Source organism: Ideonella alba (assembly GCF_018069875.1).
In the GTDB taxonomy this organism is placed as follows: domain Bacteria; phylum Pseudomonadota; class Gammaproteobacteria; order Burkholderiales; family Burkholderiaceae_C; genus Ideonella; species Ideonella alba.
In genome coordinates, this window is record NZ_JAGQDF010000007.1 from 1 (window position 1) to 25,864 (window position 25,864).

The 25,864-nt window shown below is 71.8% G+C and carries 21 protein-coding genes; 3 read left to right on the forward strand and 18 right to left on the reverse strand.

Annotated elements, in window-relative coordinates; translation table 11 throughout:
• Positions 1-110 precede the first annotated feature (110 nt).
• Genes KAK07_RS13120 through KAK07_RS13150 form a run of 7 tightly spaced genes read right to left on the reverse strand, consistent with a single transcriptional unit; the run spans position 111 to position 9,805 of the window.
• Positions 111-2,168, reverse strand: a complete 2,058-nt coding sequence (locus KAK07_RS13120) for a S46 family peptidase (RefSeq protein ID WP_210854114.1) — start codon at positions 2,166-2,168, stop codon at positions 111-113.
• Positions 2,165-4,324 carry a S46 family peptidase gene (locus KAK07_RS13125; RefSeq protein ID WP_210854115.1) on the reverse strand — a complete coding sequence of 720 codons (2,160 nt, stop codon included), beginning with the start codon at positions 4,322-4,324 and terminating at the stop codon, positions 2,165-2,167. Before KAK07_RS13125 ends, KAK07_RS13120 begins: the two co-directional genes overlap by 4 nt.
• Positions 4,324-5,280 carry a dipeptide ABC transporter ATP-binding protein gene (locus tag KAK07_RS13130; RefSeq protein ID WP_210854116.1) on the reverse strand — a complete coding sequence of 319 codons (957 nt, stop codon included), beginning with the start codon at positions 5,278-5,280 and terminating at the stop codon, positions 4,324-4,326. The genes KAK07_RS13125 and KAK07_RS13130 overlap by 1 nt, the downstream gene beginning before the upstream one ends.
• Entirely contained in the window at positions 5,277-6,248 is a 972-nt protein-coding gene (locus KAK07_RS13135) for an ABC transporter ATP-binding protein (protein WP_210854117.1), read from the reverse strand. Before KAK07_RS13135 ends, KAK07_RS13130 begins: the two co-directional genes overlap by 4 nt.
• On the reverse strand, positions 6,245-7,126 hold the full coding sequence (locus tag KAK07_RS13140) for an ABC transporter permease subunit (protein WP_247664360.1): 882 nt from the start codon (positions 7,124-7,126) through the stop codon (positions 6,245-6,247). Before KAK07_RS13140 ends, KAK07_RS13135 begins: the two co-directional genes overlap by 4 nt.
• 7 nt (positions 7,127-7,133) lie before the next feature.
• Positions 7,134-8,144: an ABC transporter permease subunit gene (locus KAK07_RS13145; RefSeq protein ID WP_210861241.1), complete on the reverse strand. Its 1,011-nt coding sequence runs from the start codon at positions 8,142-8,144 to the stop codon at positions 7,134-7,136.
• A gap of 59 nt (positions 8,145-8,203) precedes the next feature.
• A complete protein-coding gene (locus KAK07_RS13150; RefSeq protein ID WP_210854120.1) occupies positions 8,204-9,805 on the reverse strand; it encodes an ABC transporter substrate-binding protein in 1,602 nt (533 codons plus the stop codon).
• A 249-nt stretch (positions 9,806-10,054) separates the two neighbouring features.
• Between KAK07_RS13150 and KAK07_RS13155 the strand changes: the two genes are divergently transcribed.
• Entirely contained in the window at positions 10,055-11,131 is a 1,077-nt protein-coding gene (locus KAK07_RS13155; protein WP_210854121.1) for a BMP family ABC transporter substrate-binding protein, read from the forward strand.
• Positions 11,132-11,140: 9 nt separating this feature from the next.
• Here the strand turns inward: KAK07_RS13155 and KAK07_RS13160 are convergent, their stop codons facing one another.
• The 6 genes from KAK07_RS13160 to KAK07_RS13185 form a co-directional block, all read right to left on the reverse strand.
• Positions 11,141-11,845 (reverse strand): pYEATS domain-containing protein, encoded by a 705-nt coding sequence (locus KAK07_RS13160; RefSeq protein ID WP_210861243.1) that lies wholly within the window; start codon positions 11,843-11,845, stop codon positions 11,141-11,143.
• Complete coding sequence (locus KAK07_RS13165) at positions 11,842-12,552, reverse strand: toll/interleukin-1 receptor domain-containing protein (protein WP_210861245.1); 711 nt, start codon at positions 12,550-12,552, stop codon at positions 11,842-11,844. Before KAK07_RS13165 ends, KAK07_RS13160 begins: the two co-directional genes overlap by 4 nt.
• A gap of 89 nt (positions 12,553-12,641) precedes the next feature.
• A complete protein-coding gene (locus KAK07_RS13170; protein ID WP_210861247.1) occupies positions 12,642-13,667 on the reverse strand; it encodes a GGDEF domain-containing protein in 1,026 nt (341 codons plus the stop codon).
• A gap of 61 nt (positions 13,668-13,728) precedes the next feature.
• A complete protein-coding gene (locus tag KAK07_RS13175; protein WP_210861249.1) occupies positions 13,729-14,331 on the reverse strand; it encodes a GNAT family N-acetyltransferase in 603 nt (200 codons plus the stop codon).
• Between the two features lie 19 nt (positions 14,332-14,350).
• Positions 14,351-15,805: a PhoX family protein gene (locus KAK07_RS13180; RefSeq protein WP_210861251.1), complete on the reverse strand. Its 1,455-nt coding sequence runs from the start codon at positions 15,803-15,805 to the stop codon at positions 14,351-14,353.
• Between the two features lie 77 nt (positions 15,806-15,882).
• On the reverse strand, positions 15,883-16,722 hold the full coding sequence (locus KAK07_RS13185; RefSeq protein ID WP_210861252.1) for a dioxygenase family protein: 840 nt from the start codon (positions 16,720-16,722) through the stop codon (positions 15,883-15,885).
• A gap of 83 nt (positions 16,723-16,805) precedes the next feature.
• Here KAK07_RS13185 and KAK07_RS13190 point away from each other — a divergent pair, with 83 nt between their 5' ends.
• Entirely contained in the window at positions 16,806-19,349 is a 2,544-nt protein-coding gene (locus KAK07_RS13190) for an ABC transporter permease (protein ID WP_210854128.1), read from the forward strand.
• An 18-nt stretch (positions 19,350-19,367) separates the two neighbouring features.
• On the opposite strand, the gene KAK07_RS13195 is transcribed toward KAK07_RS13190, so the two are convergent.
• The 3 genes from KAK07_RS13195 to KAK07_RS13205 form a co-directional block, all read right to left on the reverse strand.
• Positions 19,368-20,297, reverse strand: a complete 930-nt coding sequence (locus KAK07_RS13195; RefSeq protein WP_210861254.1) for a hypothetical protein — start codon at positions 20,295-20,297, stop codon at positions 19,368-19,370.
• A gap of 105 nt (positions 20,298-20,402) precedes the next feature.
• On the reverse strand, positions 20,403-21,980 hold the full coding sequence (locus tag KAK07_RS13200) for an ABC transporter substrate-binding protein (RefSeq protein WP_210861262.1): 1,578 nt from the start codon (positions 21,978-21,980) through the stop codon (positions 20,403-20,405).
• A gap of 99 nt (positions 21,981-22,079) precedes the next feature.
• Positions 22,080-22,274, reverse strand: coding sequence for a heavy-metal-associated domain-containing protein (locus tag KAK07_RS13205; RefSeq protein WP_210804424.1), 195 nt, complete (start codon positions 22,272-22,274; stop codon positions 22,080-22,082).
• A gap of 100 nt (positions 22,275-22,374) precedes the next feature.
• Between KAK07_RS13205 and KAK07_RS13210 the strand changes: the two genes are divergently transcribed.
• The gene (locus KAK07_RS13210) at positions 22,375-24,750 is read left to right on the forward strand and encodes a heavy metal translocating P-type ATPase (protein ID WP_210861265.1); all 2,376 of its coding nucleotides are present in this window, start codon (positions 22,375-22,377) and stop codon (positions 24,748-24,750) included.
• Here the strand turns inward: KAK07_RS13210 and KAK07_RS13215 are convergent, their stop codons facing one another.
• Both KAK07_RS13215 and KAK07_RS13220 read right to left on the reverse strand, forming a co-directional pair.
• Positions 24,751-25,458, reverse strand: a complete 708-nt coding sequence (locus tag KAK07_RS13215; RefSeq protein WP_210861267.1) for an RES family NAD+ phosphorylase — start codon at positions 25,456-25,458, stop codon at positions 24,751-24,753.
• Positions 25,418-25,846, reverse strand: coding sequence for an MbcA/ParS/Xre antitoxin family protein (locus KAK07_RS13220; protein ID WP_210854133.1), 429 nt, complete (start codon positions 25,844-25,846; stop codon positions 25,418-25,420). Before KAK07_RS13220 ends, KAK07_RS13215 begins: the two co-directional genes overlap by 41 nt.
• Positions 25,847-25,864 lie beyond the last annotated feature (18 nt).

Here is a 25,864-nt window from a genome sequence, read left to right on the forward strand (position 1 = left end):
AGTCAAGGAGGAGGCCGCAGGCCGGGGGACATGAGAGAGACCCCTTTCCCCCACCTCGCCTCAACCACATCTGCGGGCAATGACTGCCTAGGGCGAAAAGCTGACCCTACCTACTGCCGCATTTCCCGCGCCAGATGGCCGGCCCCGTACACCTTCTCCAGCGCCGCCATGATGGCGTCGGCGTGCACGGCGATCGCGCGGGCCGTGTGGTCCTGGTAGGCGTAGTTGCCGCCCAGGCCTTCGAGGTTGCCGTCGAAGATCAGGCCGACCAGTTCGCCCTTGGCGTTGACCACCGGTGAGCCGGAGTTGCCGCCGATGATGTCGGCGGTCAGCACGAAGTCCAGCGGCGTCGAGGCCGGGACCTTGCCGCGGGCCCGGTCGATGCGGGCCGGCAACTTGAAGGGCTCTTGCTGGTCAAAGCTGTCGGCGCGGTCCCACCAGCCGCCCCAGGTGGTCTTCCAGGGGTGGGTCAGGCCGTTCGACACATAGCCCTTGGCAGGACCGAAGGACAGGCGCAGCGTGTTGGTGGCGTCCGGCGGCACATCGTGGCCGTACAGCGCGAAGCGGGCCTGGTCGATCGCCTCGGCGGCGCGGCGGATCGGGGTGTCGACCTCGTTCTCGGCGCGCAGGCGCAGGGCCCGGCGCATCGGCCAGGCCTCGCGGGCCAGCACGATCAGCGGATCGGTCGAGGCGGCGATCGCGGCCGCGCCGCCGCTGAGCAGCCGTTCGCGCTCGGCGCGCTCGCCCACGCGCGTGGCGGCGACCAGGGCCTCGGCCGCCTGGCGCGGGCTGCGGCCTTGCAGGACCAGGCGCATGTAGGGATGCTCGGCACCCAGCAGGGCCAGCGAGCGCTCCAGCGCCGTGGTCAGGCGCACCGTCTCCAGCGCCGGGTAGAACGGCGACTCGGCGCGCAGGCCACGCTCCTTGTCGGGCAGCGAGGCATCGCCGAAGTCGGCCAGGCGCTGGTCCTCGGGCAGGCCGCGCTCATGGGCGATGGCCACCAGGTCGACCGCGCGCGCCAGGGCCGTGCGGTAGCCGAAGTTCAGACCCCACAGCTGCGGCGTCAGCGCGTCCTGCACCGCGTTGGCCCGTGCGATGTCGGCCCAGGGATCGCCAGCCAGGCCGCGTTGCCGGTAGGCGTCGCGCAGCGTCTGCTCGTCCTGGCGCTTGGCCTTCAGCAGTGCCGCGTCCTTCAGGGCCTGGTATTCGCCGTCCATGGACTTGAACCAGTTCTCGGTGCCGAAGATGCCCGACTGCGCCTGGCGCGCCGCCTCGGGCGAGGTGGCGGCATAGGCATGCAGCGCGGCGATCTCGGCGCGCGCCGTGGCCAATGCAATCGGCATCTCCACATCGCGGGCGGATTCGAGCTGGGCCACCGTGCGCAGGCGCTCGGTGTGGCCGGGATGGCCCGAGACGAACAGCAGTTCCCCCTCGCGCGGCATGCGCGCCGCCAGGCGCAGGTGCTGCGCGGGGCGGTGTGGCTGGCCGTTGCGCTCATAGACGCGCATCAGCGCCGCGTCCAGCGCGAAGCGCGGGTAGACGAAGTTGTCCGGGTCACCGCCGTAGAAGCCGGCGTCGGACTCCGGCGCCCAGGCCAGGCGCACGTCGTCCCATTCGCGGTAGTGGTACAGCGCATAGCGCGCGCCGCTGTAGAACGAGACCACGTTGCAGCGCTGGCCCTGGCGATCGTCGGTGCAGGCCTTTTCGATGCGGGCGATCTCGGCCTTGCGGGCGGTGTTGCGGGCGGCGTCGTCGCCGGCCGATGCGGCAGCGGCCTGGATGCGCGCGCTGACGTCCTCGGTGCGCAGCAGCACGCGCGCGGTGAAGCCGGGGCAGCGCAGCTCGTCCTGGCGCCGTGCGGCCACGAAACCGGTGGCGGCCAGGTTCCTGGTGGCACTGGACAGCCGGGCCACGCAGCCCTCCACCACGTGGTGGTTGGTCAGCATCAGGCCATCGGCCGACACGAACGAGGCCGACGCGCCCACATGCACCGAGGCGGCCTGCAGCCGCGCCAGCATCTGCGGGTCGATCTGCACACCGTGGCGCTTGGCGATGGCTGCCAACGGGGCGTGTTCAAAGGTCCACATGCCCTCGTCGGCCCCGGCCGGCAGGACGGACAGCGCCGCCGCGGCGCTGACAACAAGTTGGCGGATGGTGGGGGTGGTCATCGCTTCTCCCTGGGGTGACGCGCTCGTGGCGCGGGTTGGATCTTCGTGGATGCGGCGGTGGCCGGCCATCCCATTTCTCGCAGCAGGTGGCGGCCAGGATAGACCTGCGACAGCGCCACCTGCAGCGCCTGCGCGTGCAACGCCACGCCGCGGGCCTGGTTGGCGTCGAAGCCCCAGGCGTAGCCCAGCGAGCCGCCGTTGCCGTCGAACAGCAGGCCGACCAGCTCGCCCTGGGCATTGACCACCGGCGAGCCCGAATGGCCTGGCGCCACATCGGCGTCCAGCGCCAGGCACAAGCGGGCCCGGGGATCCAGCCGGGCGCGGGCGCGTTGCAGCCGCGGCGGCAGGCGGAAGGGTTCGGCCTGGTCAAAGCTGTCGGCGCGGTCCCACCAGCCGCCCCAGGTGGTGGTCCAGGGCAGGCGGCGGCCACCGGTGACAACGCCCCGGGCCCGGCCCGCGCTCAGGCGCAGGCTGCCGTCGGCATCGGGCGCCAGCGCCAGCTCAGGCAGCGCCGCCACTTCGCCAATGGCCCGCGTGGCGCGCTCGATCACCGCGTCGACCTCCTGCGCCTGGCGCCAGAGCAGCTCGCGCCGCACTCCCCAGGTGTCGCGGGCCAGGGCCAGCAGGGGATCGGTGGAGGCCATCAAGGCGGGCAGGCCACCGTCGAGCAGACGCCGCCGGGTGGCGGACTCGGCCAGGCGGCTGCCGGCGACCAGCGCCTCGGCAGCCTGCGCGGGCGGGCGCCCGGCCAGGGCGGCCTGCACGAAGGCATGCCCGGGCCCCAGGCGCGCCAGGGCCTCCTGCAGGGCCTGCGTCAGATCGGCGCGTTCGCGCACCAGGTCGATCGCGCTCTCGTCGCGCAGCGCGCGCTCATGGGCCGGCCGGGTGCTGGCGCGGTAGTCGGGCAGGCGCTGCAGCTCGGGTCGGACCGCCTCGCTGGCCAAGGCCACCAGGGTGGTGGCGCGGGCAAACAAGGTCGAGCCGCCCAGCGCCATGGCCTCGGTCTGCGGCGCCAGCTCGCGCTGCAGCGCCGTGGCCTGGGCGATGTCGGCCCAGGGGTCGCCGGGCCGCCCGCTGCGGGACCAGGCGGCACGCAGGCGCTGCTCCACCTGCGCGCGGCCGGCCAGCAGCCCTGGCTGGTGCAGGGCCTGCGCCTCCAGCGCCTGCTGCTTGGCGGCGTTCTCCAGGTCATAGACCAGGCTGCGGGACGCCCGCTGCAGATCGGGCGAGGCGGCGAGCTGGCGCTGCATTTCGTCCAGCCGCTGCCGCGTGTCGGCCACGGCCCGGGACAGGGTGACGTCGCGCGCCATCTCCAGCTGCGCCTGGGTGCGCAGGCGCTCGGTCGACGCCGGAAAACCGGCCACGAACAGCGGCTCGTCCTCGCGCAGCGGCCGGGTGGCCAGCGCCAGCGGACGCAGGCCGGCGGGCGGCCGTCCGTGGCGGTCACGCACGCGCAGCAGCGCTGCGTCCAACGCGAAGCGGGGGTAGGTCAGGTTGTCGGCGTCGCCGCCGAACAGGGCTGCGGCCGCTTCGGGTGCCCAGACCAGACGCACATCGTCCCAGACGCGGTAGCGCCGCAATACCGTGCGGGCGCCGGCGTACAGCGTGGCGAGTTCGCAGACCTCGTCCGGATGGGCCTGCTGGCAGGCGGCTTCCAGCCGGGTCAGCTCGGCGGCGCGCACGCGCTGGGGATCGTCGCCGGGGCCGGCGGCGGCCAGCGCGCGTTGCAGCTCGGCCCCCAGGTCCTGGGTGTGCACCCATTGGCGCACCACCAGGCCCGGACAACGGCGCTCGTCGCTCATCCGGGCGGCGGTGAAGCCACTGCGTGCCAGGTCCCGGCGCGGACCCGACAGCGCGGCGATGCACTCCTGCACCACGTGGTAGTTGGTCAGGACCAGGCCGGCTGCCGAGACCACGGCCCCGCTGCCGTCCAGCGAGACCGTGGCCGCCTGCAGTCGCGCCAGCAGGGCCGGTGATGGACGCACACCCAGGCTCTGCTGCAGCGCATCCGCGGGCACCTGCTCCCAGGGCCACAGGCCCTCCGCGCCCCGCACCGTGCCTGCGGCCCACGGCAGCAGCACCAGCAGCGCCGCCAGCGCCCGGGCGCGGCCCGCGCGGGCAGCGCGACTGGCGCGGCCGCGGCAGGCCGGGCGCATCAGGGATCCAGCCAGCAGGCGCTGCGGTGAGCCTCGCCGCGCAGCGCGGGCGCCTCGCCGCAGCGATCAAAGGCCTGCGGACAGCGCGCCCGGAAGGCGCAGCCCTGCGGCCGCTCCAGCGGTGAAGGCAGCTCGCCCTGCAGCAGGATGCGCTGGCGCCGACGCGCCGGGTCGACCGTGGGCGTGGCCGACAGCAGCGCCTGGGTGTAGGGGTGGCGCGGCGACTCAAACACCTCGGCCGCGGTGCCCTGCTCCACACAGCGACCCAGGTACATCACCAGCACCTCGTCGGCCACGTGGCGCACCACGCCCAGGTCGTGGCTGATGAACAGGTAGGCCACGCCCAGCTCGCGCTGCAGCTCGGCCAGCAGGTTCAGCACCTGGGCGCGGATCGACACGTCCAGCGCCGACACCGGCTCGTCCAGCACCAGCACGCGCGGGCGCAGCATCAGCGCGCGGGCAATGGCGATGCGCTGGCGCTGCCCGCCCGAGAACATGTGCGGCCAACGCTCGAAGTGCTCGGGCCGCAGGCCCACGCGGGCCAGCATCGCGCGCGCCTGGGCCTCGCGCTCGGCGCGGTTGGCGCCGACGGCGTTGACCTCCAGCGGCTCCATCAGCGCGTCGCCCACGGTCTGGCGCGGGTTCAGCGAGCCGTACGGGTTCTGGAAGACGATCTGCACCTGGCGGCGCAGCCGGGTGCGCGTGGCGGCATCGGCGTGGGCCACGTCCTCGCCGTCGATCAGCAACTGGCCGGCGGTGGGCGTCTCGATCATCGTCAGCAGCCGCGCCAGCGTGGACTTGCCGCAGCCGCTCTCGCCCACCACCGCCAGCGTGCGGCCGGCCTGCAGCGAGAAGCCCACGCCGTCGAGCGCATGCACCGTGGCCTCGGACTGGAACCAGCCGCGGCGCACGTGGTAGTGGCGGCGCAGATCGCGCGCTTCGAGCAGGGCCGTCATCGGGCAGTCTCCAGCGGCGTGTGACACAGCGCCTGGCCCAGCGCGGCCGGCGCCGCGACCGGACGCTCGGCATGGCAGCGCGCAGTGGCCAGGCGGCAGCGTGGCGCGAACAGGCAGCCCGCGGGGCGGTCGTGCAGACCGGGCACGACGCCGTCGATCGAGGCCAGCGCCTGGCCGGGGCGGCTGCGCTCGGGCAGCGCGTCCAGCAGCGCCGCGGTGTAGGGATGGTGCGGCTGGGCGAACAGCGTGGCGGCCGGCTGCTGCTCGACCGCGCGGCCGGCGTACTGCACCAGCACACGGTCGGCGCTTTCGGCCACCACGCCCAGGTCATGAGTGATCAGCACCATCGAGGTGCCGCGCTCGCGCCGCAGCCGCGCCAGCAGGTCCATGATCTGCGCCTGGATCGTCACGTCCAGCGCGGTGGTGGGCTCGTCGGCGATCAGCAGCCGCGGCTCGCCGGCCAACGCCATGGCGATCATCACCCGCTGGCTCATGCCACCCGAGAGCTGGTGCGGAAACGCGCGTGCACGGCGCGCCGGGTCGGGGATGCCGACCAGGTCCAGCAGTTCCACCACCCGCGTGCGGCGCTGCGCGCGCGTCAGCGGCGTGTGCGCGGCCAGGGCCTCGTCGATCTGCCAGCCCACGGTGAAGCAGGGGTTGAGGCTGCTCATCGGCTCCTGGAACACCATCGCGATGTCCTTGCCGATCAGCGCGCGGCGCTGCCGCGCCGTGAGCGCGCGCAGGTCCTGGCCGTCGAAGGCCAGGCGGGCGGCGCTGACGGTGGCGGTCCAGGGCAGCAGGCCCATCACCGCCAGCATCGCCACCGACTTGCCCGAGCCCGATTCGCCGACGATGGCCAGCACCTCGTCCGGTGCGACCTGCAGCGAGACGCCATCGACCGCGCGCAGCGGACCGCCACGGGTGGCGAAGCTGACCGACAGGTCCTGGATATCCAGCAACGGCTTCATGTCTTGCGCATCTTCGGGTCCAGCGCATCGCGCAGCCCGTCGCCCATCAGGTTGATCGACACCACCGTCACCAGGATGGCCAGGCCCGGCAGCGTGACCAGCCAGGGGTCGGAGCGGATGAACTCTCTCGCATCGGCCAGCATCGTGCCCCACTCGGCCGTGGGCGGCTGCGCGCCCAGGCCCAGGAAGCCCAGCGCGGCGGCTTCCAGGATGGCGTCGGACACGCCCAGCGCGGCCTGCACGATCAGCGGCGCCAGGCAGTTGGGCAGCACGGTGCGCGTCATCAGTCGCCAGCGGCCCACACCGGCCACGCGGGCGGCGGTGACGTAGTCCTTCTGCAGTTCAGCCAGCGCCGAGGCGCGCAGCAGCCGCACATAGCGCGGCAGCGTGACCAGACTGACCGCGACGATGGTGTTGGTCAGGCTGGGTCCCAGCACCGCCACCACCAGGATCGCCAGCACCAGCGAGGGCACGGCCATGATCAGGTCCATCAGCCGGGTGATCGCCACGTCCACCGCGGTGCCCAGCGAGGCACAGGCCAGGCCCAGCGCCACACCCACCACAAAGGACGCGCCCATCACCGTCAGGCCGATGAACAGCGAGATGCGCGCACCGTGGATCAGGCGCGAGAGCTGGTCGCGGCCCAGGCTGTCGGTGCCCAGCCAGAAGCCGGCGCGGCCACCCTCGGCCCAGGCGGGTGGCAGGCGCACCGCATCGCGGAACTGCTCGGTGGGCGAGTACGGCGCGATCACATCGGCACCCAGCGCCAACAGCACCACCAGCAGCACCACGGCCAGGCCGATCACCGCGCCGCGGTTCTCCTTGAAGGCGGCCCAGAACGCCGCCAGCGGCGAGGGCGGCGCCACGGTGGGGAGCATCGAGGTCTCAGCCATGGCGGATGCGGGGGTTGATCAGGCCGTAGGTGAGATCGACTGCCAAATTGACCCCGATGACGATCGTCGAGACCAGCATCACGCCGCCCTGCAGCGCCGGGTAGTCGCGCCGCGCGATGGACTCGATCAGCCACTTGCCGATGCCGGGCCAGGAGAAGATGGTCTCGGTCAGCACCGCGCCAGCCATCAGCGCGCCCACCTGCAGGCCGATCACCGTGACCACCGGGATCAGCGCATTGCGCAGCGCATGCAGGCCCACCACGCGCCAGGCCGGCAGGCCCTTGGCGCGGGCGGTGCGCACGTAGTCTTCGCCCAGCACCTCCAGCATCGCCGAGCGGGTCATGCGCGCCACCACCGCCAGCGGCACCGTGCCCAGCACGATGGCCGGCAGCAGCAGGTGGTGCAGCGCGTCCTTGAAGGCGCCGGGCTGGCCCGACAGCCAGGCGTCGATCGTCATGAAGCCGGTGACCGGCTCGAAGTAGTACTGGATCAGGTCGATCCGGCCCGACACCGGCGTCAGCCCCCAGCGCTCGCCGACGAACATGATCAGCAGCAGGCCCCACCAGAAGATCGGCATCGAGTAGCCGGTGACCGACAGGCCCATCAGCGCCTGGTCGAAGATGGTGCCGCGCCGTGCCGCGGCGATGGTGCCGGCCGGCAGGCCGATCAGCGCGGCAAACAGCATGGCCGCCAGGCTCAGCTCCAGCGTGGCCGGGAACAGCGTCAGGAACTCGCTCAGCACCGGCTGGCTGGTGGCCAGCGAGGTGCCGAAGTCACCGTGCAGCAGCTGCCCGGCATAGTCCAGGAACTGCTTCCACAGCGGCTGGTCCAGCCCCAGCTCATGGCGGAACTGCGCCAGGCGCTCGGGCGAGATGCCGCGCTCGCCCACGCGCACCTCCACCGGGTCGCCCGGCACCAGCCGGATGGCGACGAAGGTCAGCGCCATCAGGGCGATGAAGGTGGGAATGGTCAGCGCCAGACGGCGCAGCAGGTATCGCAGCATGGATCAGCCGCCACGGCACCCAGGGGCGCCATGGCCGAGGTTGCAGTGCACCGAGGCGTTTACTTCAGGTCCACGCCGTTGAACTGGTGCGAGTTGAACGGGCTCTGCTTGTAGCCCGTCACCTCCTGGCGCATCACCTCAAACACCACCGAATGGGCGATCTTGAAGTCGGGCGCCTCCTCGCGCTCGATGACCTGCATCTCCTCGTAGAGCTTGGCGCGGGCCTTAGTGTCGGTCAGCGTGCGGGCCTTCTCCAGCTTCTCGTCAAAGCCCTTGTGGCACCACTTGCTGAGGTTCTGGCCACCCGGGCGGGCGGCGTCGCAGCCGTGCAGGAAGAAGAAGTTGTCGGGGTCGCCGTTGTCGCCGTTCCAGCCCAGCATGCCGGTCATGTGTTCGCCCTGCTGCAGGCGCTTGCGGTACTCGCCCCACTCGTAGGTGACCAGCTTGGCGTTGACGCCGATCTTGGCCAGGTCGGCCTGCATCATCTCGGCCATGCGCTTGGCGTTGGGGTTGTAGGGGCGCTGCACCGGCATGTACCAGAGGTCCACGTCCAGCGGCGTCTTCACGCCCGCCTTGGCCAGCAGGTCCTTGGCCTTGGCCGGGTCGTGCGGCCACTCCTGGACCTGGTTGTTGTAGCCCCACATCGTGGGCGGAATCAGGTTCTTGGCCGAGGTGCCGGCGCCCAGGTAGACGTCCTTCAGGATCGCCGCCTTGTCGATCGCCATCGTGAAGGCCTGGCGGACCTCCTTCTTGTCGAACGGCGGCTTCTGCGTGTTGAAGGACCAGTAGGCGATGTTCAGGCCGGGCAGGCTGACCACCTTCAGCTTGGGGTCCTTCTGCAGCTCGGGCAGGTCGGCCGGCCGCGGGTAGCCGGTCAGGTGGCATTCGCCGGCACGCAGCTTGGCGGTGCGGGCGGTGGCATCAGGCGTGATCGCGTAGACCAGGTCATCGACCAGGGCCTTCTCGGCGCCCCAGTAGGCCTTGTGGGCCTTGTAGCGGATCACCGCGTCCTTCTGGTAGGTGACGAAGCTGAACGGGCCGGTGCCCACCGGCACCTGGTCGAACTGGGCCAGCTTGCCGGCCTTGGCCAGCACATCGGCGTACTCGGCCGAGTGGATGGCGGCGAAGTCCATCGCCAGGTTCGGGATCATCGTGACATTGGGCTTCTTCAGCACGATGCGCACGGTCAGCGGGTCGACCTTCTCCACCGCCACCAGGTCGTCCTTGAAGCCCATGTCGGCGAAGTAGTCGTACTTGCCGCCCGAGACCTTGGCATACGGGTGCTCGGCCTTCCACTGGCGCTCGAAGCTCCAGACCACGTCGTCGGCGTTGAAGTCGCGCGTGGGCGTGAAGCCGGGCACGCTGTGGAACTTCACGCCGGCGCGCAGGCGGAAGGTGTAGGTCTTGCCATCAGGGCTGATGGTCCAGCTCTCGGCCAGGCCGGGCTCGACCTCGGTGCTGCCGCGGCGGAAATGCACCAGGCGGTCGTAGACCGGGCGGGCGGCGTCGAAGCTGGTGCCGGTGGTGTTGATGGCCGGCGTGAAGTTCTCGGGCGAGCCCTCGGCACAGTAGACCAGCGTCTTGGCACCGGCGCCGGTGGCGGCCAGCAGGGCCAGGCTGAGCAGGGCAAGCCGCGGATGGCGGCCGATCGGGGTGGTCATCGGGATCCTCCTGTGTGCGGGGCGGGCGGGCTGCGGGGGTGGTGCAGGCGCCGTCGTGGCCGGGTTCGCTGCCGGGTTCGTGGCGGCGAGGCCCGATGCTACTGTGGAAAAGCCGGCACTCCTGCGCGCCGGGCATCCGGACTTGCACGGGCCTGTCGGCGCCAATCGGCGAGAATCGCGGGTTCGCTGCCGGTCACGCCCCGTCCGCCGGCTGCGCCAACCAACTCCGGGGCCATGTCGAGGACAACCATGTACAAAAACCTCGTGCGCGCCGCCCTGTGGGCCGGCGCCGCGTTGATCGCTTCCCTCTCGTCCCAGGCTGCCGAACCGCTGAAGGTGGCCTTCGTCTACGTCAGCCCGGTGGGCCAGGCCGGCTGGACCTACCAGCACGACCTGGGTCGGCGCGAGATGGAACAGGCGCTGGGCAGCGCCGTCAAGACCACCGTGGTCGAGGCGGTGCCCGAGGGCGCTGACTCGGAGCGGGTGATGCGCGACCTGGCCGCCCAGGGCCACCGCCTGGTGTTCGCCACCAGCTTCGGCTACCTGGAGCCCGCGCTGCGCGTGGCCGGCGAATTTCCGCAGGTGCGTTTCGAGCACGCCGGCGGCTACAAGACCGCCGCCAACCTGGGCACCTACAACGCCCGCTACTACGAGGCCCGCTACCTGGCCGGCATGCTCGCGGGCCACAGCAGCCGCAGCGGCGTGGCCGGCTACGTGGCGGGCTTTCCGGTGCCCGAGGTGGTGCAAGGCATCAATGCCTTCACGCTGGGCATGCGCGCGGTCAACCCGGCGGCGCAGGTCAAGGTGGTCTGGCTCAATGCCTGGTTCGACCCGGCGCGCGAGCGCGACGCCGCGCTGTCGCTGGTGGCCCAGGGCGCCGACGTGCTGACCAACCACTCGGGCTCGCCCGCGGTGCCGCAGGTGGCCGAGGAGAAGGGTGTCAAGCTGCTGGCCTACCAGAGCGACATGCGCGCCTTCGCGCCCAAGGCCCAGCTGGCCGCGGTGACCCACCACTGGGGCGGCTTCTACACCCGGGTGGCGCAGGACGTGATGGCCGACCGCTGGTCCAACACCCCGGTCTGGGGTGGCATGAAGGACGGGCTGGTGAAGCTCTCGGCGCTGTCCGACGCCCTGCCTGCCGCCGTCCGCCAGTCGGTGGCCCGCCGCGAGGCCGACATCATCGCCGGCCGCTTCCAACCCTTCACTGGCCGCCTGCTCGACAGCACGGGGCAGGTGCGCCAGGCCTCGGGTGCGATGAGCGACGGGCAGATCGCCCGCATGGACTGGCTGGTCGAGGGTGTGGTGGGCACGCTGCCCGGACGCTGAGCCCGCGCCTCAGCGCGACACCACCTGGTCCAGCCACTCGCGCACGCCCTGGGCGTCGGGCTCGCGCGGGTTGAACGGGCGGGCCTGCACCCCCTCGGGCAGGCGGGGCGTGGCGGCGCGCTCGTTGAACAGGGCCAGTGTCGGCTTGTCGGCGGCCAGCGCATGGCTCAACTCGGCGCTGACCCAGGGGCTCATGTCGTCGTCGCCGACCAGCGTGACCACCGCGTCGGCGCGGGCCATCATGTTGGCCAGCGCCTCCTGCCAGGGCTCGCCCGGTGTCACGCCGGACTGGTCCAGCACCTGCACGCCGGCCTGTGTCAGACCGTCACGCAGGCGCGCCGCAGCGCGTGCGTCGATCGAGCTGTACGAGAGAAAGACCGAGGCCCCGCGCGGGCGGGCTGCCGAGGCCGAACGCAGCGGCGCGACCTCCTCGTCGGGGTACTCGAGCGTCAGGTTGTGGCGCAGCGCCTGGGTGCGGCCGCCCTGCAGGCTCAGCTCGGCCCGCAGCAGGAAGGTGCCCCAGCCGGAGGTCTCGAGCCGGAAGCCGTTGGCGCGGTTCTTCACCGTCACGCGCGGCTGCGAGAAGCTCGGGTGCAGGATCCAGACCACCTGCTCCACCTCGCCCAGTTCCTCGTCGCTGCCCTCGATCCAGGCGCGCCAGTTCCAGTAGTCGTTGCCGACGTACCGGGCATCCTGGGCGATGCGCAGCGTCATGACTTCTCCTCCAGCCGCACGCCGCCCACGAAGGGGTCGATCGCATGCTTGGATTGCCAGATTTTGCCGCCTTGCTTCAGGCGCAGCCGGACCGTCTCGCCATCACGCATCTTGGGCAGCACGGCATAGGCGGCGCCGGGTTGCAGCACCAGCCGGCCGCGCTCGAAGTCCTGGTAGTTGCCGGTCTGCGAGATGACCTGGTATTCGCAGCGGTCACCCTCGGTCTCGTCGTACTGCGAGGCCAGCGTGTCGGGCTCGATGCGCACGCGGGCGGCGCGGCCATGCTCGCGCCGCCACACGGCCACGGTGTTCATCAGCTTGACGATCAGGTCGGCCTCGTGGCCCGGCTGGTACTCGAAGTATTCGTTGCCCGCCCCCAGGCCCACGGCCTTGAGCGCGGTGTGCAGCACCCGGAAGGTGGGCTTCTTGAGGCCATCGGCATGGGCGAACTCGCTGAGCACGAAGGCCGGCTGGACCATCTGTCCGGCGGCGTCGGCCTGCGGCGTGACCAGGGCCACCAGGGCGTCCGCCTCCTCGATGCGGGCCCGCAGCGCGTCATCCAGCGGCCGGCCGCCCAGGTCCACGCCATCCAGCACGCGCAGGCCCATGGCCTCGAGCACGCGCACCACGTAGCGGCGCAGGCGCTCCAGCTCGTCCTCGTGGTCGGGATGAGGCCGGTAGGTGTAGGACAGGAAGACGCTGTTCATGGCTGCTGGCCGCCGCAGTATGCGTGCATCGCGCAGGCGCCACAAGACCGCGCTGGCGGCCGCGTCCCCCGGGCGAGGGACGCGCCGGCTCAGAAGAAGTCGACGCCGCCGGTGGCCGTCTCGCTCACCGCGCCCACGGCCAGCAGCTCGTCGAAGCAGCGGACCTGGTCGCGACCGCCCTCCTTCGCGGCGTAGACCGCCTTGTCGGCGCGGCCGAAGGCCTGCTCGGGCGTGTCGTCGGCGTCGATGCGGGTGAAACCGGCGCTGATCGTCAGCGCCTGCACCTGCGGGAACGGGTAGCCGGCCACGCGTTCGCGCAGGCGCTCCAGCGCGGCACGCGCGCCCTCGTCCTGGCTGCAGCTGAGCAGCACCACGAACTCCTCGCCGCCGAAGCGGTAGAGCCGATCGTGCTGGCGCAGGGTCTCGCCCATCAGGCGGGCCACCAGCAGCAGCACCTCGTCGCCCACCAGGTGGCCGAAGCCGTCGTTGACGCGCTTGAAGTGGTCGATGTCGATCACCGCCAGGAAGCACGGGTCGCCGCTGTGCCAGTGGCGCCGGCCATCGCAGCCCGACAGGGCCGGCTCCGCCTGCGCCGACAGGCCCGCCAGGCGCATGAAGGTTTCGTCGAAGCTCTTGCGGTTGAGCAGGCCGGTCAGGCTGTCGCGTTCGCCATAGTCGAGCAGACCGATGACGTTGCGGTAGACGCGCAGGATCTCGTCGGCCACCTGCTGGTGGGCCTCACTGGGCGAGCCGTCCAGCTGCAGTGCCAGCACCGCCTCGGCGCCGTGGCTGCCCAGCAGGGGGTAGAAGGCGCGGCCGGGCACGCCGTCCAGGTGCAGCGGGTGTTCGCGGCCCAGGGCCTCGAGCAGCGCGCGGCGTTCGTCCTCGCCGGGCTCGGCGGGAGCGCCTTGCAGCGCCAGCACATCCCAGTCCTCCAGCCGGTCGTGGCGGCGGCGGCAGACCTGCGCGCCGCGGGGCCGGAAGTGCGCCACGAGGTGACCGGCCAGGCGCTGCTGCAATTGCTCGCGGTCGCGCAGGCTGGTCAGCTCGGCCAGACAACGCGCCACCTGCTGAGGTGAGGGCGTGGCGTCGAACGTGGGTTGAACGGACAGCATGGTGGGTGGCGACAACAATCCAGGCCCCCGGGGTGCGGGAGCAGACCAGAGGGTTGTCGGCTCAGCCGGCTGAATCTGAAGCTTGACGCCAGTCAAGCGGCACCGAAAAAACGGGATTCAGTCGCTGCCACAGGCCGTGATCGCGCCAGGCGCCGTCGATGAACAGGTAGTCGCGCGCCAGGCCAATGGCCTCGAAGCCCAGGCGCTGCAGCACCGCCACGCTGCGCTGGTTCTCGGGCCGCACCGCGGCCTGCACCCGGTGCAGGTGGACGCGCTCGGCGAAGGCCTCGGCCAGCACCGCCTGCAGCGCCTCGGTCATCAGGCCCCGGCCCTGGTGGGCGGCGTCGATCGCATAGCCCAGCACCGCGCTGTGGAAGGCGCCACGGGCGATCTGGCTGAGACCGACGACGCCGATGATGCGCAGCGGATCGTCCGCCGGCTGCAGCCACCAGCGCAGGGCCTCGCCGCGGTCGAAGGCCAGCCGGGCCTGCTCGATGCGCAGGGCCTGGGTGCTCAGCGTCAGGAAGCCCGGTGGCGCTGGCGGGTCCCAGGGCGCCAGGTGGGCGGCATTGCGCTGATGAAAAGACAGCAGCGCCGGGGCGAGCCCGGCGCTGGGGGCCTGCAGCCGCAGGCGGGGGGTGTCAAGGCGCTCAGCGGCGGTCATGCCGCCACTGTAGCGGGCCTCACTTCACCAGCGCGCTGGGCACCTTCATCAGCTGCAGCTGGCCACCCTCGACCAGCTCACCCGGGATGCCGTAGTGGGCCTGGGTGACCAGCAGGTAATAGCGGTGGGCCTTGGTGTCGTAGCCGTTCTTCTTCAGCACGTCACTGACGTCGATGACGCCGGAGGACTCCTCGTCCTGGGTCAGGAAGTTGGAGCCGCCGGTGACAAAGCGGTCGGCGTCGTGCGCCGCCAGCTCGACCAGGGCGCCGGTGGCCGGGTTCAGGCCCCAGACCTTGCCCAGGCGGGCGTCATTGCCCACGTCTTCCTGGAAGATCACATGGCCGCTGCGCTGGTCGACGGTGAGGTTGTCGGCCATCTTGAAGCCGTTGTTGCCGTCGCCGGCCACGCGGATCGTGCCGCCCAGCTCGGGCTGCGACAGGTCGTCGAAGCGCAGTTCCCAGATCCGCGAGCGGCCGGTGATGCTGGCGGTGGTGGCCAGGAACAGGGCCTGCGGGTCGCGCGGGTTCCAGGCGGCGTCCTCGGGACGCATGAAGTTGGTGCCGCCGGCGGCGATGGTGGCGCTGTTCAGCGCGGCGCCGGTGCCGCGCGCCGAGGCGGTGACCTCGACCAGCGTGAAGCGGCCGTCGGCGCTGGCGCCGAAGGGCAGGTCGCTGGCGTCCTCGCTCTGGTTGCCGTTGGCCTTGACCGCGTAGAGCTTGCCGCCCACCAGACCGGCGCGCTCGATCGCGCTGCCGCTGGACTGCTTGTCACCGACGTAGACGTAGACCTGGCCGTTGGTCGAGGTGTCGTCGGTGCCGACGACGACGGTCTTGTCCTGCGCCACCGGATTGGCCACCTGGTTCTCCCAGGAGGCGCGGCCCAGGTCGGGCAGCTGCCACACCTGCGCCGGGCTCTTGCCCTTGGCACCCACCCAGGCGAAGGCGCGGCCTTCGGCGCCGGCTTCCTCGCCATTCATGAAGATGGAACCCTTGTAGCCCTTGCCGCTGGCCGGGTTGTAGAAGGCGCTGACCGGCGCCAGGTTCGCCGAGCACAGGCGGCCGAAGGCGGCAGTGCCCGACACCCAGGTGCTGCCGTCGAACATCATCACATCGGCGCCCGACTGGACCATGTCGCGGCCTTCCAGCACCTTCAGGTCGCTGGCGCGGATGCGCCACTGCGAGACGAAGGCGCCGACGCTGCCATGGGCGCGCACGCTGCCCAGGGTGTTGCCCAGCTCATGGTTCATGAACAGCGTGAAGGTGCCGTCGCGGTTGTCGACCACGCCCATGCCGTCGGGGATGCCGACCATCTGGTAGCCGTTGTCGGCGGTGTCGCCGACGGTCAGGACCGAGGTCAGCTCGACGCCCGCCGCGCTGGGCACGAGGTAAGGCGTGGTGGTGGTGCTCGGGCCGGTCGCGGCCAGGGCGGAGAAGCAGGCCAGCGAGGCGGCCAGGGCGATCAGGGTGCGGGTCATCGTCAACTCCAAGGTGTCGGCCGGAGGGCCGATCTCGGGGCTGCAGTGTGGTCAGCGCCTGTGACAGGCGCGTCTCATCACGATGACAGCTGCGTGACCAGCGCCTGCGCGCCGGCACCGAAGGCATAGGCGTCCATGCCCAGGTGGCCCCACTGCACCTCGGCGAACAGGCGCCGGCCGGGCGCATCGTCGCCCGCGGCGCCGGCGGCCACGTGCAGCGGCAGCAGGTGTTCGTCGGTGGGGTGCATCAGGGCGGCGTGCGGCGCCTGGCGGCGGTAGTCGTTCAGCGCGGACCAGTCGGCGGCGGCGGCCTTGTCGGCGATCCAGCCGCGGAAGGCCGCGCTCTCGGGGTACTCGGGCTGCGCCGGGTCGCCCCGGCCGCCGGCGAACAGGCGCAGGTTGTGGGTGATGGCGCCGGTGCCCATCACCAGCACGCCCTGCGCCGCCAGCGGCGCCAGCGCGCGGCCCAGCGCGAACAGCTTCTCCGGGGCCCAGTTCGGCGGCCAGCCCAGCGGCAGCACCGGGATGTCGGCGTCGGGGTACATCGAGCGCAGCGGCGTCCAGATGCCGTGGTCCAGGCCGCCCTCGGGCGACAGCTGGGCGTTCAGGCCGGCGGCGCGCAGCAGGCCGGCCACCTCGAGGGCCAGCGCGGGCGCACCGTCGGCGTCGTAGCGCAGCGCGTAGAGCGGCTCCGGAAAGCCGTAGAAGTCATGCACCGTGGGGTGGCGGGCGGCGGCCAGCAGCACCGGCTCGCGGGTCAGCGAGTGGCCGGAGATGGCCAGCACCGCCTTCGGGCGGCCGAAGGCGGCGTCGATGGCCGGGCCCAGGCGGCGCCAGAACGCGGTGGTGGCGCCCTCTTCCAGCGCCGTCATCGGCGAGCCGTGCGAGACATACAGGGTGGGGAGGCGGGTGTCCATGACCGGCATTGAAACACCGGTGCCGCGGGCGGTCGTTCGCCTGGCTTGAACGCGGCATTCGTGGTTTCGGGTACCGTGGCGGCATGCCTGACTCTCCCGTGCGCCTGCCCGTCTGGCGGCTGGCCCTGAACCAGACCCTGCGCGACCTGCGCGCCGGCCAGCTGCGCCTGGTGCTGCTGGCGGTGCTGCTGGCCGTGGCCGCGCTGAGCGCGGTGGGCTTCTTCGCCGACCGGCTGCAGGCCGGCCTGGTGCGCGACGCGGCCGCGCTGATCGGCGGCGACGCGGTGGTCAGCTCCGACCAGCCCACGCCACCCTCGTTCGCCGAACAGGCCCGCGCCGGCGGCCTGGCGGTCAGCCGCAGTGCCAGCTTTCCCAGCATGGCCCGCGCCCTGCCCGCCCAGGGTGGGGCCACGCGGCTGGTGGCGCTGAAGGCCGTGGACGCGCAGTACCCGCTGCGCGGCCAGCTGACCCTGCGGCGCAGCGCCGACGGCCCGACCGAGCTGGTCGCCGGCCGGCCCGAACCCGGCACGGTCTGGATCGACGAATCCCTGGCCGGCGCGCTGGGCGTGACCGTGGGCGACCCGCTGGGCCTGGGCGACGCCGAGCTGCGCATCACCCGCCTGATCGTGCTGGAGCCCGACCGCGGCGCCGGGTTCCTGGCCTTCGCGCCGCGCGCGATGATCCACCTGGACGACCTGCCGGCCACCGGCCTGGTGCAGCCGGCCAGCCGCATCAACCACCGGCTGGCGGTGGCCGGCAGCGCGCAGCAGCGCGATGCCGCGGTGGCCTGGTCGCGCTGGGCGCGTGCGGCGATCGAATCCGGCAGCCTCAAGGGCATCCGCGTCGAATCGCTGGAAAGCGGCCGCCCCGAGATGCGCCAGACGCTGGACCGCGCCGGCAAGTTCCTCAGCCTGGTGGCGCTGCTCTCGGCCTTGCTGGCCGCGGTGGCGGTGGCGATCGCCGCGCGCGGTTTTGCCGAGGCCCATCTGGACGACTGCGCGATGCTGCGCGTGCTGGGCGTGTCGCGCCGGCATATCGCGCTGGCCTACACGATGCAGTTCGCTGCACTGGCGCTGGTGGCGGGCGGTGCCGGGGTGTTGCTGGGCTGGGTGACGCACCTGGCCTTCCTGGGCCTGCTGGGCACGCTGGTGCCGGCCGAGCTGCCGCCGGCTGGCCTGTGGCCCGCGCTGCTGGGCCTGGGTGTGGGCGGCGTGCTGCTGCTGGGCTTCGGGCTGCCGCCGGTGCTGCAGCTGGCCCAGGTGCCGCCGCTGCGCGTGATGCGCCGCGACGTGGGCGGGCTGCGCCCGGCCTCGCTGGGCGTGCTGGCCGGCGGCACCCTGGCCTTCGCCGCGCTGCTGGTGGCGGTGGCGCGCGACCCGGTGCTGGGCCTGATCGCGGTGGGCGGCTTCGCCGCGGCCACGCTGCTGTTCGCACTGCTGGCCTGGGGTGCGGTGAAGCTGCTGGGCTGGCTGGTGCCCGAGGCCGGCGCGCCGCGCGCACTGCGCCTGGCCACCCGGCAGCTGGTGGCGCGGCCGGCCTATGCGGTGCTGCAGGTCTCGTCGCTGGCGGTGGGCCTGATGGCGCTGGTGCTGCTGGTGCTGCTGCGCACCGACCTGGTCGACAGCTGGCGTCGCGCCACGCCGCCCGACGCGCCGGACCGTTTCGTGATCAACCTGCAACCCGACCAGGTGGCCGATTTCGAGGCGGTGCTGAAGAACGCGGGCGTTGGCGCGCACGACCTGTACCCGATGATCCGCGGCCGCCTGCTGACGATCAACGGCGCGCCGCCCGGCGCGGCGATCGAGGCCGACGAGCGCGCGCGCCGGCTGGTCGAGCGCGAGTTCAACCTCAGCCACGCCGCCGCCCTGCCCGGCCACAACCGCGTCACCGCCGGCGCCTGGACACCGGAAGAAGCCGACGCGCTGAGCGTGGAGGAAGGTCTGGCGCAGACGCTGGGCCTGAAGCTGGGCGACCGCCTGCGCTTCGACATCGCCGGTATCGAGCGCGAGGGCCGCGTGACCAGCCTGCGCAAGGTGGAGTGGGGCTCGATGCGGGCCAACTTCTTCGTCATGTTCCCGGTCTCGCAGCTGCCCGAGCTGCCGGCCACCTGGATGGCGGCCTACCGCGCGCCCGCCGAGCGCGGCTTCGACAACCGCCTGGTGCAGCGCTTTCCCAACCTCACCAATGTCGACGTGACCGCGTCGATCAACCAGTTGCAGAGCGTGCTGGCCCAGGTGATCGGCGCGATCGAGACGCTCTTCGCCTTTACCCTGGCCGCCGGCCTGGCGGTGCTGCTGGCCGCGGTGACCGCCACCCGTGAATCGCGCGCCCGCGAGTACGCGGTGATGCGCGCCTGCGGCGCCAGCAGCCGCCTGCTGGCCCAGGTGCAGCGGGTGGAACTGCTGGGCGTGGGCGCGCTGGCTGGCCTGCTGGCCACGCTGGCGGCCATGGGCGTGGGCGCGCTGCTGGCGCGCTATGCGTTCGAGTTCCGCTGGACCGCCGGCCCCGAGGTGCCGCTGATCGGCACCGCGGTGGGCGCCCTGCTGGCGCTGGCGGCCGGCTGGTGGGGCCTGCGCGAAGTGCTGCGCCGCCCGGTGGTGGAGACGCTGCGGCGCGCGCCGGAGTAAGCCAGGGGTTCGCCCACCTCAGCCAGTCTGATGCGTCAGACGAGCGTCCAGCAAACGCTTGACGGCATCCGGATCGCTGACGTACAGGTACAGCGTTGACAGCCCTGTGCGTTGCATCGTCAGGTGCGTGATCGCCAACACGCCCCCCGGCCGCAGCGTGATGCTCAGGTTCGGCCGATCCAACGGCGATATCCAGAGCTCGCTGCCGACCATCATCGGAGGACGCTTCAAGTCCCGTCGCTGCTGACGACTGAGTACCTTGACCTCAGCGATGGCGTCGTAGGCCACACAGCCTGAGGTTCTGGCACCGAGCTGGATGCGAAGCCCTTTGGTGTCCAGGCGATGCCTGCGCTGCCGAAGCATGCATCGGTCGCCGAGCAACATCATGGCTGAAGCTGCGGCCACCAGCATCAGAACCAGGTGCAGGCGCAGCCTGGCCGACGGATCCATCGGCAGCCCCTGCAGTACCAGAAAAGACACCGGGACTTCCGTGGCCAGCATCAGGAAGACGATGGCGAGCACGGTCGGGTAGGAGCTTCTGGCCAGGACATCGACCTCCCCGTCAGTAGGCGTGTCATCGGACCGCGCGGTCCGCCGACATCGCAAACAGGCCAGCAACACCCGCCATTGGAAACGGGCGAGGCCTGCCAGCTCGGGGGGCGCCAATTGCCCCAGTCCAGCGATGACACCCTGTCCGGCAACCCGTGAAGATCGCACCCGGCTCAGGGTCTGGGGCCACTCAAGGGCGTACTTCAAGGCGACGCACGCCAGCAAGGCGAGCATCAGTATCAGCTTGACGCTGGAGCGGGTCTCAACCCGCGGAATCCAGACCAGCACCAGGCCGCTGAGGAGCACGCCACCCAGGCACTGCTGGAGAAACGACACCCATGGGGCCTCTCGCAGCGACGCAAGGACCGCCGCAGGACGCTGTTTCGGTGTGCTGTCCACGCACGCTTCCTCAGGCCTGTCGCGGTCGCATCCCCGGATCCGCGCTGGCAGCCGCGGCAACCATGAAGGATTGTGCGCCCATGTGACTCAGGCGCGTGCGGAGTCTCACTTCACGCTGGTCCAGGCCAGCTCCAGCCAGTTGTCGGCGCGGTGCACCACGTCGACGTTCTGGCGCGCCGCCCAGGGGATGAACTGGCGGTGCAGCGGGATGTAGTGCACCTGCTCCTTCATCTCCATGAAGACCTGCTTGATCAGCTCCTTGCGCTTGGCCGGGTCGCCCTCGATCGATGAGGCCGCGGCCAGCGTGTCGAGCTTGTCGTTGCTGAAGTTGCCGCGGTTGTACTCGCCCACGCCGTTGGCGCCGCGGGTGCGGTAGAGCGGCGTGAAGGTGGTCTCGGCGTCGGTGATCGCGCCGCCCCAGCCGAACAGGTAGAGGCTGGTGTCGAGCTTCTCGGTCTTGGGGAAGTAGGTGACCTTGGGCATCGCGTTGACGCGCACCTTGATGCCGATCTTGTCCCACATTGCCGCCAGCGCGACGCAGATCTCCTCGTCGTTGATGTAGCGGTTGTTGGGGCAGTCCAGCGTGACCTCGAAGCCGCTGCCGTAGCCGGCTTCGGCCATCAGCGCCCGGGCCTTGGCCTGGTCGTAGGGCAGGCGCTTCTCGATCTCGGGGTCGTTGAAGCTGGCCAGCGGCGAGGGCACCACCACGCCGGTGGGCGCCGACTGGTTGTTCATCAGCTTGGACTTGATGGTTTCGATGTCGATGGCCTGGTACATCGCGCGTCGCACGCGCACGTCCTTGAACGGGTTCTTGCCATCGGGCGACTTGCCGTAGAGCAGGCTGTCACGGGCCTGGTCAAGGCCGATGTAGATGATGCGGTTCTCGGGGCCATCGATCACCTTGACGCCGCTGGTGCCGCGCAGGCGGGCCACATCGCGCGGCGGCGGGTCGAGCACGAAGTCGATCTCGCCCGAGATCAGCGCCGCGGTGCGCGTGGCGTCGTTGGCGATCTGGTGGTAGACCGCCTCCTGCAGGTTGCCGTCGAACTTGCCCCACCAGCCCGGGAAGCGCTTGTAGCTGGTCTTCACGCCCGGCGTGCGCGCCACCGCCTGGAACGGCCCGGTGCCGTTGGCATTGGTGGCGGCGTAGGTCTCTTCCTTGTCCTTGAAGCTCTGCGGGCGCACCACCTTGTACTTCTCGCACCAGGCCTTGTTCATGATGAACACGGTGTCCAGGTGCTGCAGGAAGATCGGGTTGGGCGCCTTCTGCGTGAACTCGACCGTCAGGTCGTCGATCTTCTTCACCTCGCCCAGCGCAGCGGCGTAGTTGGCGATCTGCGAGCTGGGCTGGCGCGCGCGCTCGACCGAGAACACCACGTCGTCGGCGGTGAAGGCGGCGCCGTCATGGAACTTGACGCCCGGGCGCAGCTTGAAGCGCCACTTGGTGGGCGAGAGCTGCTGCCAGGACTGCGCCAGCTGGGGCGCGATGCCCAGCTGCTTGTCGCGCATCACCAGGCGCTCGTAGACCTGGCCGTTCATCATGTTGGTCAGGCTCTCGTTCTGCGAGTGCGGGTCCAGCGTCAGCAGGTCGCCGGAGCTGGCGTAACGCAGGGTCTGGGCCTGGGCGGCCGCGCCGGCCAGGGCCGCGGCCAGGACGAGCGACAGCAGGGTGCGCTTGGGCATGGGTCCTCCTTGGATGGATGACCACAGTGTAGGCACAGGCCGTGCCAGTTTCGGCGACGGGGTTTCCCGGGCTGGTCGCCGGGGCACGGTGGCCGGGGCTCAGGCGGCCGGGTAGCCTTCCTCGGCCAGCGCCTGCTTGACCGCGTCGGCTGGCTGGGTGGTCTCGATCACCACGGTGTGGCTGGGCAGGTCGATCTGCACCTGGGCGGTGGCGTCGAGCTTCTGAACCGTGCTGGTCACGGTGCGGGCGCAGTGGCCGCAGGTCATGTCGGGAAGGGTCAGGGTGAGGCTCATGGGGCAGGCTCCAATCAGGCTTCCCAGTATGCCGATGCGTCGACAGGGGGGGCGGCCGGGAATTGAGATCGATCAATCCAGTACGGGGTAGAGTGTCGACATGATCACCCTGCCTGTCGAGGGCATGACCTGCGCGTCCTGCGCCGGCCGTGTCGAGCGTGCCCTGCAGAAAGTGGCGGGCGTCAGCAGCGCCAGCGTGAACCTGGCGGCCGAGCTGGCGCTGGTGGAGGCGCCGGCCGCCCTGTTGCCCGAGACCGTGGCCGCGGTGCAGCGTGCGGGCTACCAGGTGCCGCTGGCCAGCACCGCGCTGGCGATCGAGGGCATGACCTGCGCCAGCTGTTCCGGCCGTGTGGAGCGGGCGCTGAAGAAGCAGCCCGGCGTGCTGGAGGCCAGCGTCAACCTGGCCACCAACGAGGCCCTGGTCCGCCACGTGGCCGACCCGTTGATGACCGAGCGCCTGGTGGCCGCGGTGCAGGCGGCTGGCTACGGCGCGCGCGCGGCCGACGCCCCGCAGGCCGAAGCGGTGCCCGCCTGGCGCAGCGAGGGCACCCAGGTGCTGCTGTCAGCGCTGCTGAGCCTGCCGCTGGTGCTGCCGATGCTGGGCGACCTGGCCGGCCGCCACTGGATGCTGTCGCCGCTGTGGCAGTGTCTGCTGGCCACGCCGGTGCAGTTCGTCTTCGGTGCGCGCTTCTTCGTGGCCGGCTGGAAGGCATTGCGCGCCGGCAGCGCCAACATGGACGTGCTGGTGGCGCTGGGCACGGCCGCGGCCTATGGCCTGTCGCTGGTGCTGTGGGCGCGTGACGACAGCGGCATGCCGCACCTGTATTTCGAGAGCGCCGCCATGGTGATCACCCTGGTGCGACTGGGCAAGTGGCTGGAGAGCCGCGCCAAGCGCCACACGCTGGACGCGCTCAAGGCGCTGCAGGCGCTGCGTCCGTCCAGCGCCACGGTGCAGCGCGATGGTGCCTGGGTGGAGCTGCCGGTGGCGCAGCTGCAGGCGGGCGACCTGGTGCAGGTCAAGCCGGGCCAGCGCATCGCGGTGGACGGCGTGGTGGTCGACGGCCAGAGCCATGTCGACGAATCGCTGATCACCGGCGAGAGCCTGCCGGTGGCGCGCGGCCCGGGCGATGCGGTCACCGGCGGTGCGGTGAATGCCGAGGGCCTGCTGGTGCTGCGCGCCACGTCGCTGGGCGCGGAGAGCCAGATCGAGCGCATCGTGCGCCTGGTGGCGTCGGCGCAGGCGAAGAAGGCGCCGATCCAGCAGCAGGTGGACCGGGTGGCCGCGGTCTTCGTGCCAGTGGTGCTGGTGATCGCGCTGCTGACGCTGCTGGGCTGGTGGTGGGCCGGCGCCGACACGCCCACCGCGCTGATCCATGCGGTGTCGGTGCTGGTGATCGCCTGCCCCTGCGCGCTGGGCCTGGCCACGCCGGCCACCCTGATGGTGGCCAGCGGCCTGGCGGCGCGGCGCGGCATCCTGGTGCGCGATGCCAGCGCGCTGGAGCGCCTGCGCGAGGTGCAGGTGGTGGCCTTCGACAAGACCGGCACGCTGACCGAGGGCCGGCCGCGGCTGGCCGGCTGCGAGGCGGTCCGTGGCGGCGACAGCCGCGACGTGCTGCGGCGGGCCGCCGCGCTGCAGCAGGGCAGCGAACACCCGCTGGCCCGCGCGGTGCTGGATGCCGCCGGCGCCGACGCACCGGCCGCCAGCGGCCTGCGCGCGGTGCCCGGCCAGGGCGTGACTGGCCAGGTCGATGGCTGCACGCTGGCCCTGGGCCATGGCCGCTGGATGGCCGAGCTCGGCGTGGACACCGCGGCGCTGGCCGAACGCGCCGCCGCCTGGCAGGCCGAGGGTCGCACCGTGTCCTGGCTGGCCGAGACCACCCCCGCACCGCGCCTGCTGGGCGCACTGGCCTTTGGCGACGATGCCCGGCCGCAGGCCGGCGCCACCGTGGCTGCGCTGGCGCGCGAGGGCGTGCGCAGCGTGCTGATCAGTGGTGACAACCCGGGCGCCGCTGGCCGACTGGCACGCGAGGTGGGCCTGTCCGAGTTCCACGCCGAGGTGCGCCCCGAGGCCAAGGCCGCGCTCATCGAGCAGCTGCGCCAGGGCCTGCCGACTGGCGCTGCGGTGGCCATGGTGGGCGACGGCATCAATGACGCGCCCGCACTGGCCGCCGCCGATGTCGGCATGGCGATGACCCACGCCGACGGCGGCACCGACGTGGCGATGCACACCGCCGGCCTGACGCTGCTGCGCGGCGATCCGTGGAGCGTGGTCGAGGCGCTGGCGCTGGCCCGCGCCACCGGCCGCACGATCCGCCAGAACCTGTTCTGGGCCTTTGCCTACAACATCATCGGCCTGCCGCTGGCCGCGGCCGGCCAGCTCAGCCCGATGGTGGCTGGCGCAGCGATGGCGCTGTCCAGCGTCTGCGTGGTGGGCAATGCGCTGCGGCTGGGGCGCTGGCGGCCGCCGCGGCCCTGATCAGGGCATGGCCAGGCGGAGGGCCTGCGCCTCGCGCCGCCACAGCACGCCGTCGGGCTGCACCGCCAGCCACCAGGTCTGGGTGGCCGGATCGGGCCGCGGCTGGGCAAAGGCGGCGGGCTGCAGCACCGCCACGCACCAGGCCGGCTGCGGCGCGCGCACCGAGGTGTAGACCAGCGCGCCCAGACCCGCCTCGCGCGCCACGCGACCCAACGCCTGGGTGGCGCTGTAGTCGTCGCGCGCGGTCCAGGCCGCCGCATCCCGGTCCAAGGGCGGCTGGCGCAGGTCCACCGCCAGCGTGTCCAGGTCCACCGCGAAGGCGGTGTGGGCCACCGGCTCCAGCCGCTGCAGGTCCGGCGCATCCTGCAAAAAGCGCCAACGCCACCAGCCCAGCTCGGCGGCAGCGGTGGCCACGTCCTGGGCGGCGTAGAACACGCCCGGATCGGTGCCGGCCCGAAAGCGTGAGCCGCCAGGCAGCGGCGGGTAGCGAAACGGCGCCGCCAGCAGGTAGTGCAGCGGGGCAGCGGCCGGCGGCATCGCGGGCTTGTGGCCGTCGAGCAGTTGTTCCAGCAGGTCCTGCTCGGCGGCGTCGTCGACCAGCTTCATCGTCGAGGCGATGTGCTGGGCCTCGACCATGCGCCAGGCGCGTTCGCGCCAGCGGAACCGCTCAGACCACAGCGCGGCTGGCGTCCAGGTAGTGGACAACACGCACCAGGCCCTCGGTGGTGGTCATCAGCACGGCGGGCACGCCGCCCAGCGCCAGGTTGGGGCTGGCCAGCCAGCGGCGCGCCGAGGCCTCGTCGCCGACGATGGAATCGAGCGAGCGGAAGGCGCGCACGAACAGCAGCGCGAACTCCCACTCCTTGCGCTGTGGCTGCAGCTGGTAGCTGCCGGCGTACAGGCGTGTGATGGTGGCCGGGCTGACGCCCAGCACCTGCGCCAGCCAGCTGCGCGACTGGCCCAGGCGCTCGGCGGCACGCGTGGCGGCCTTGCCCAGCACGGCCTGGGCATCGTCTCCGTTCAGTGCACGGGGTGACAAGGCGTAGGGCGCGGTGGCTTCGGCGGCCGACGTGGCGGTGGGTCCGAGGGCAGGCATGGCGACGTCCTTTCAATG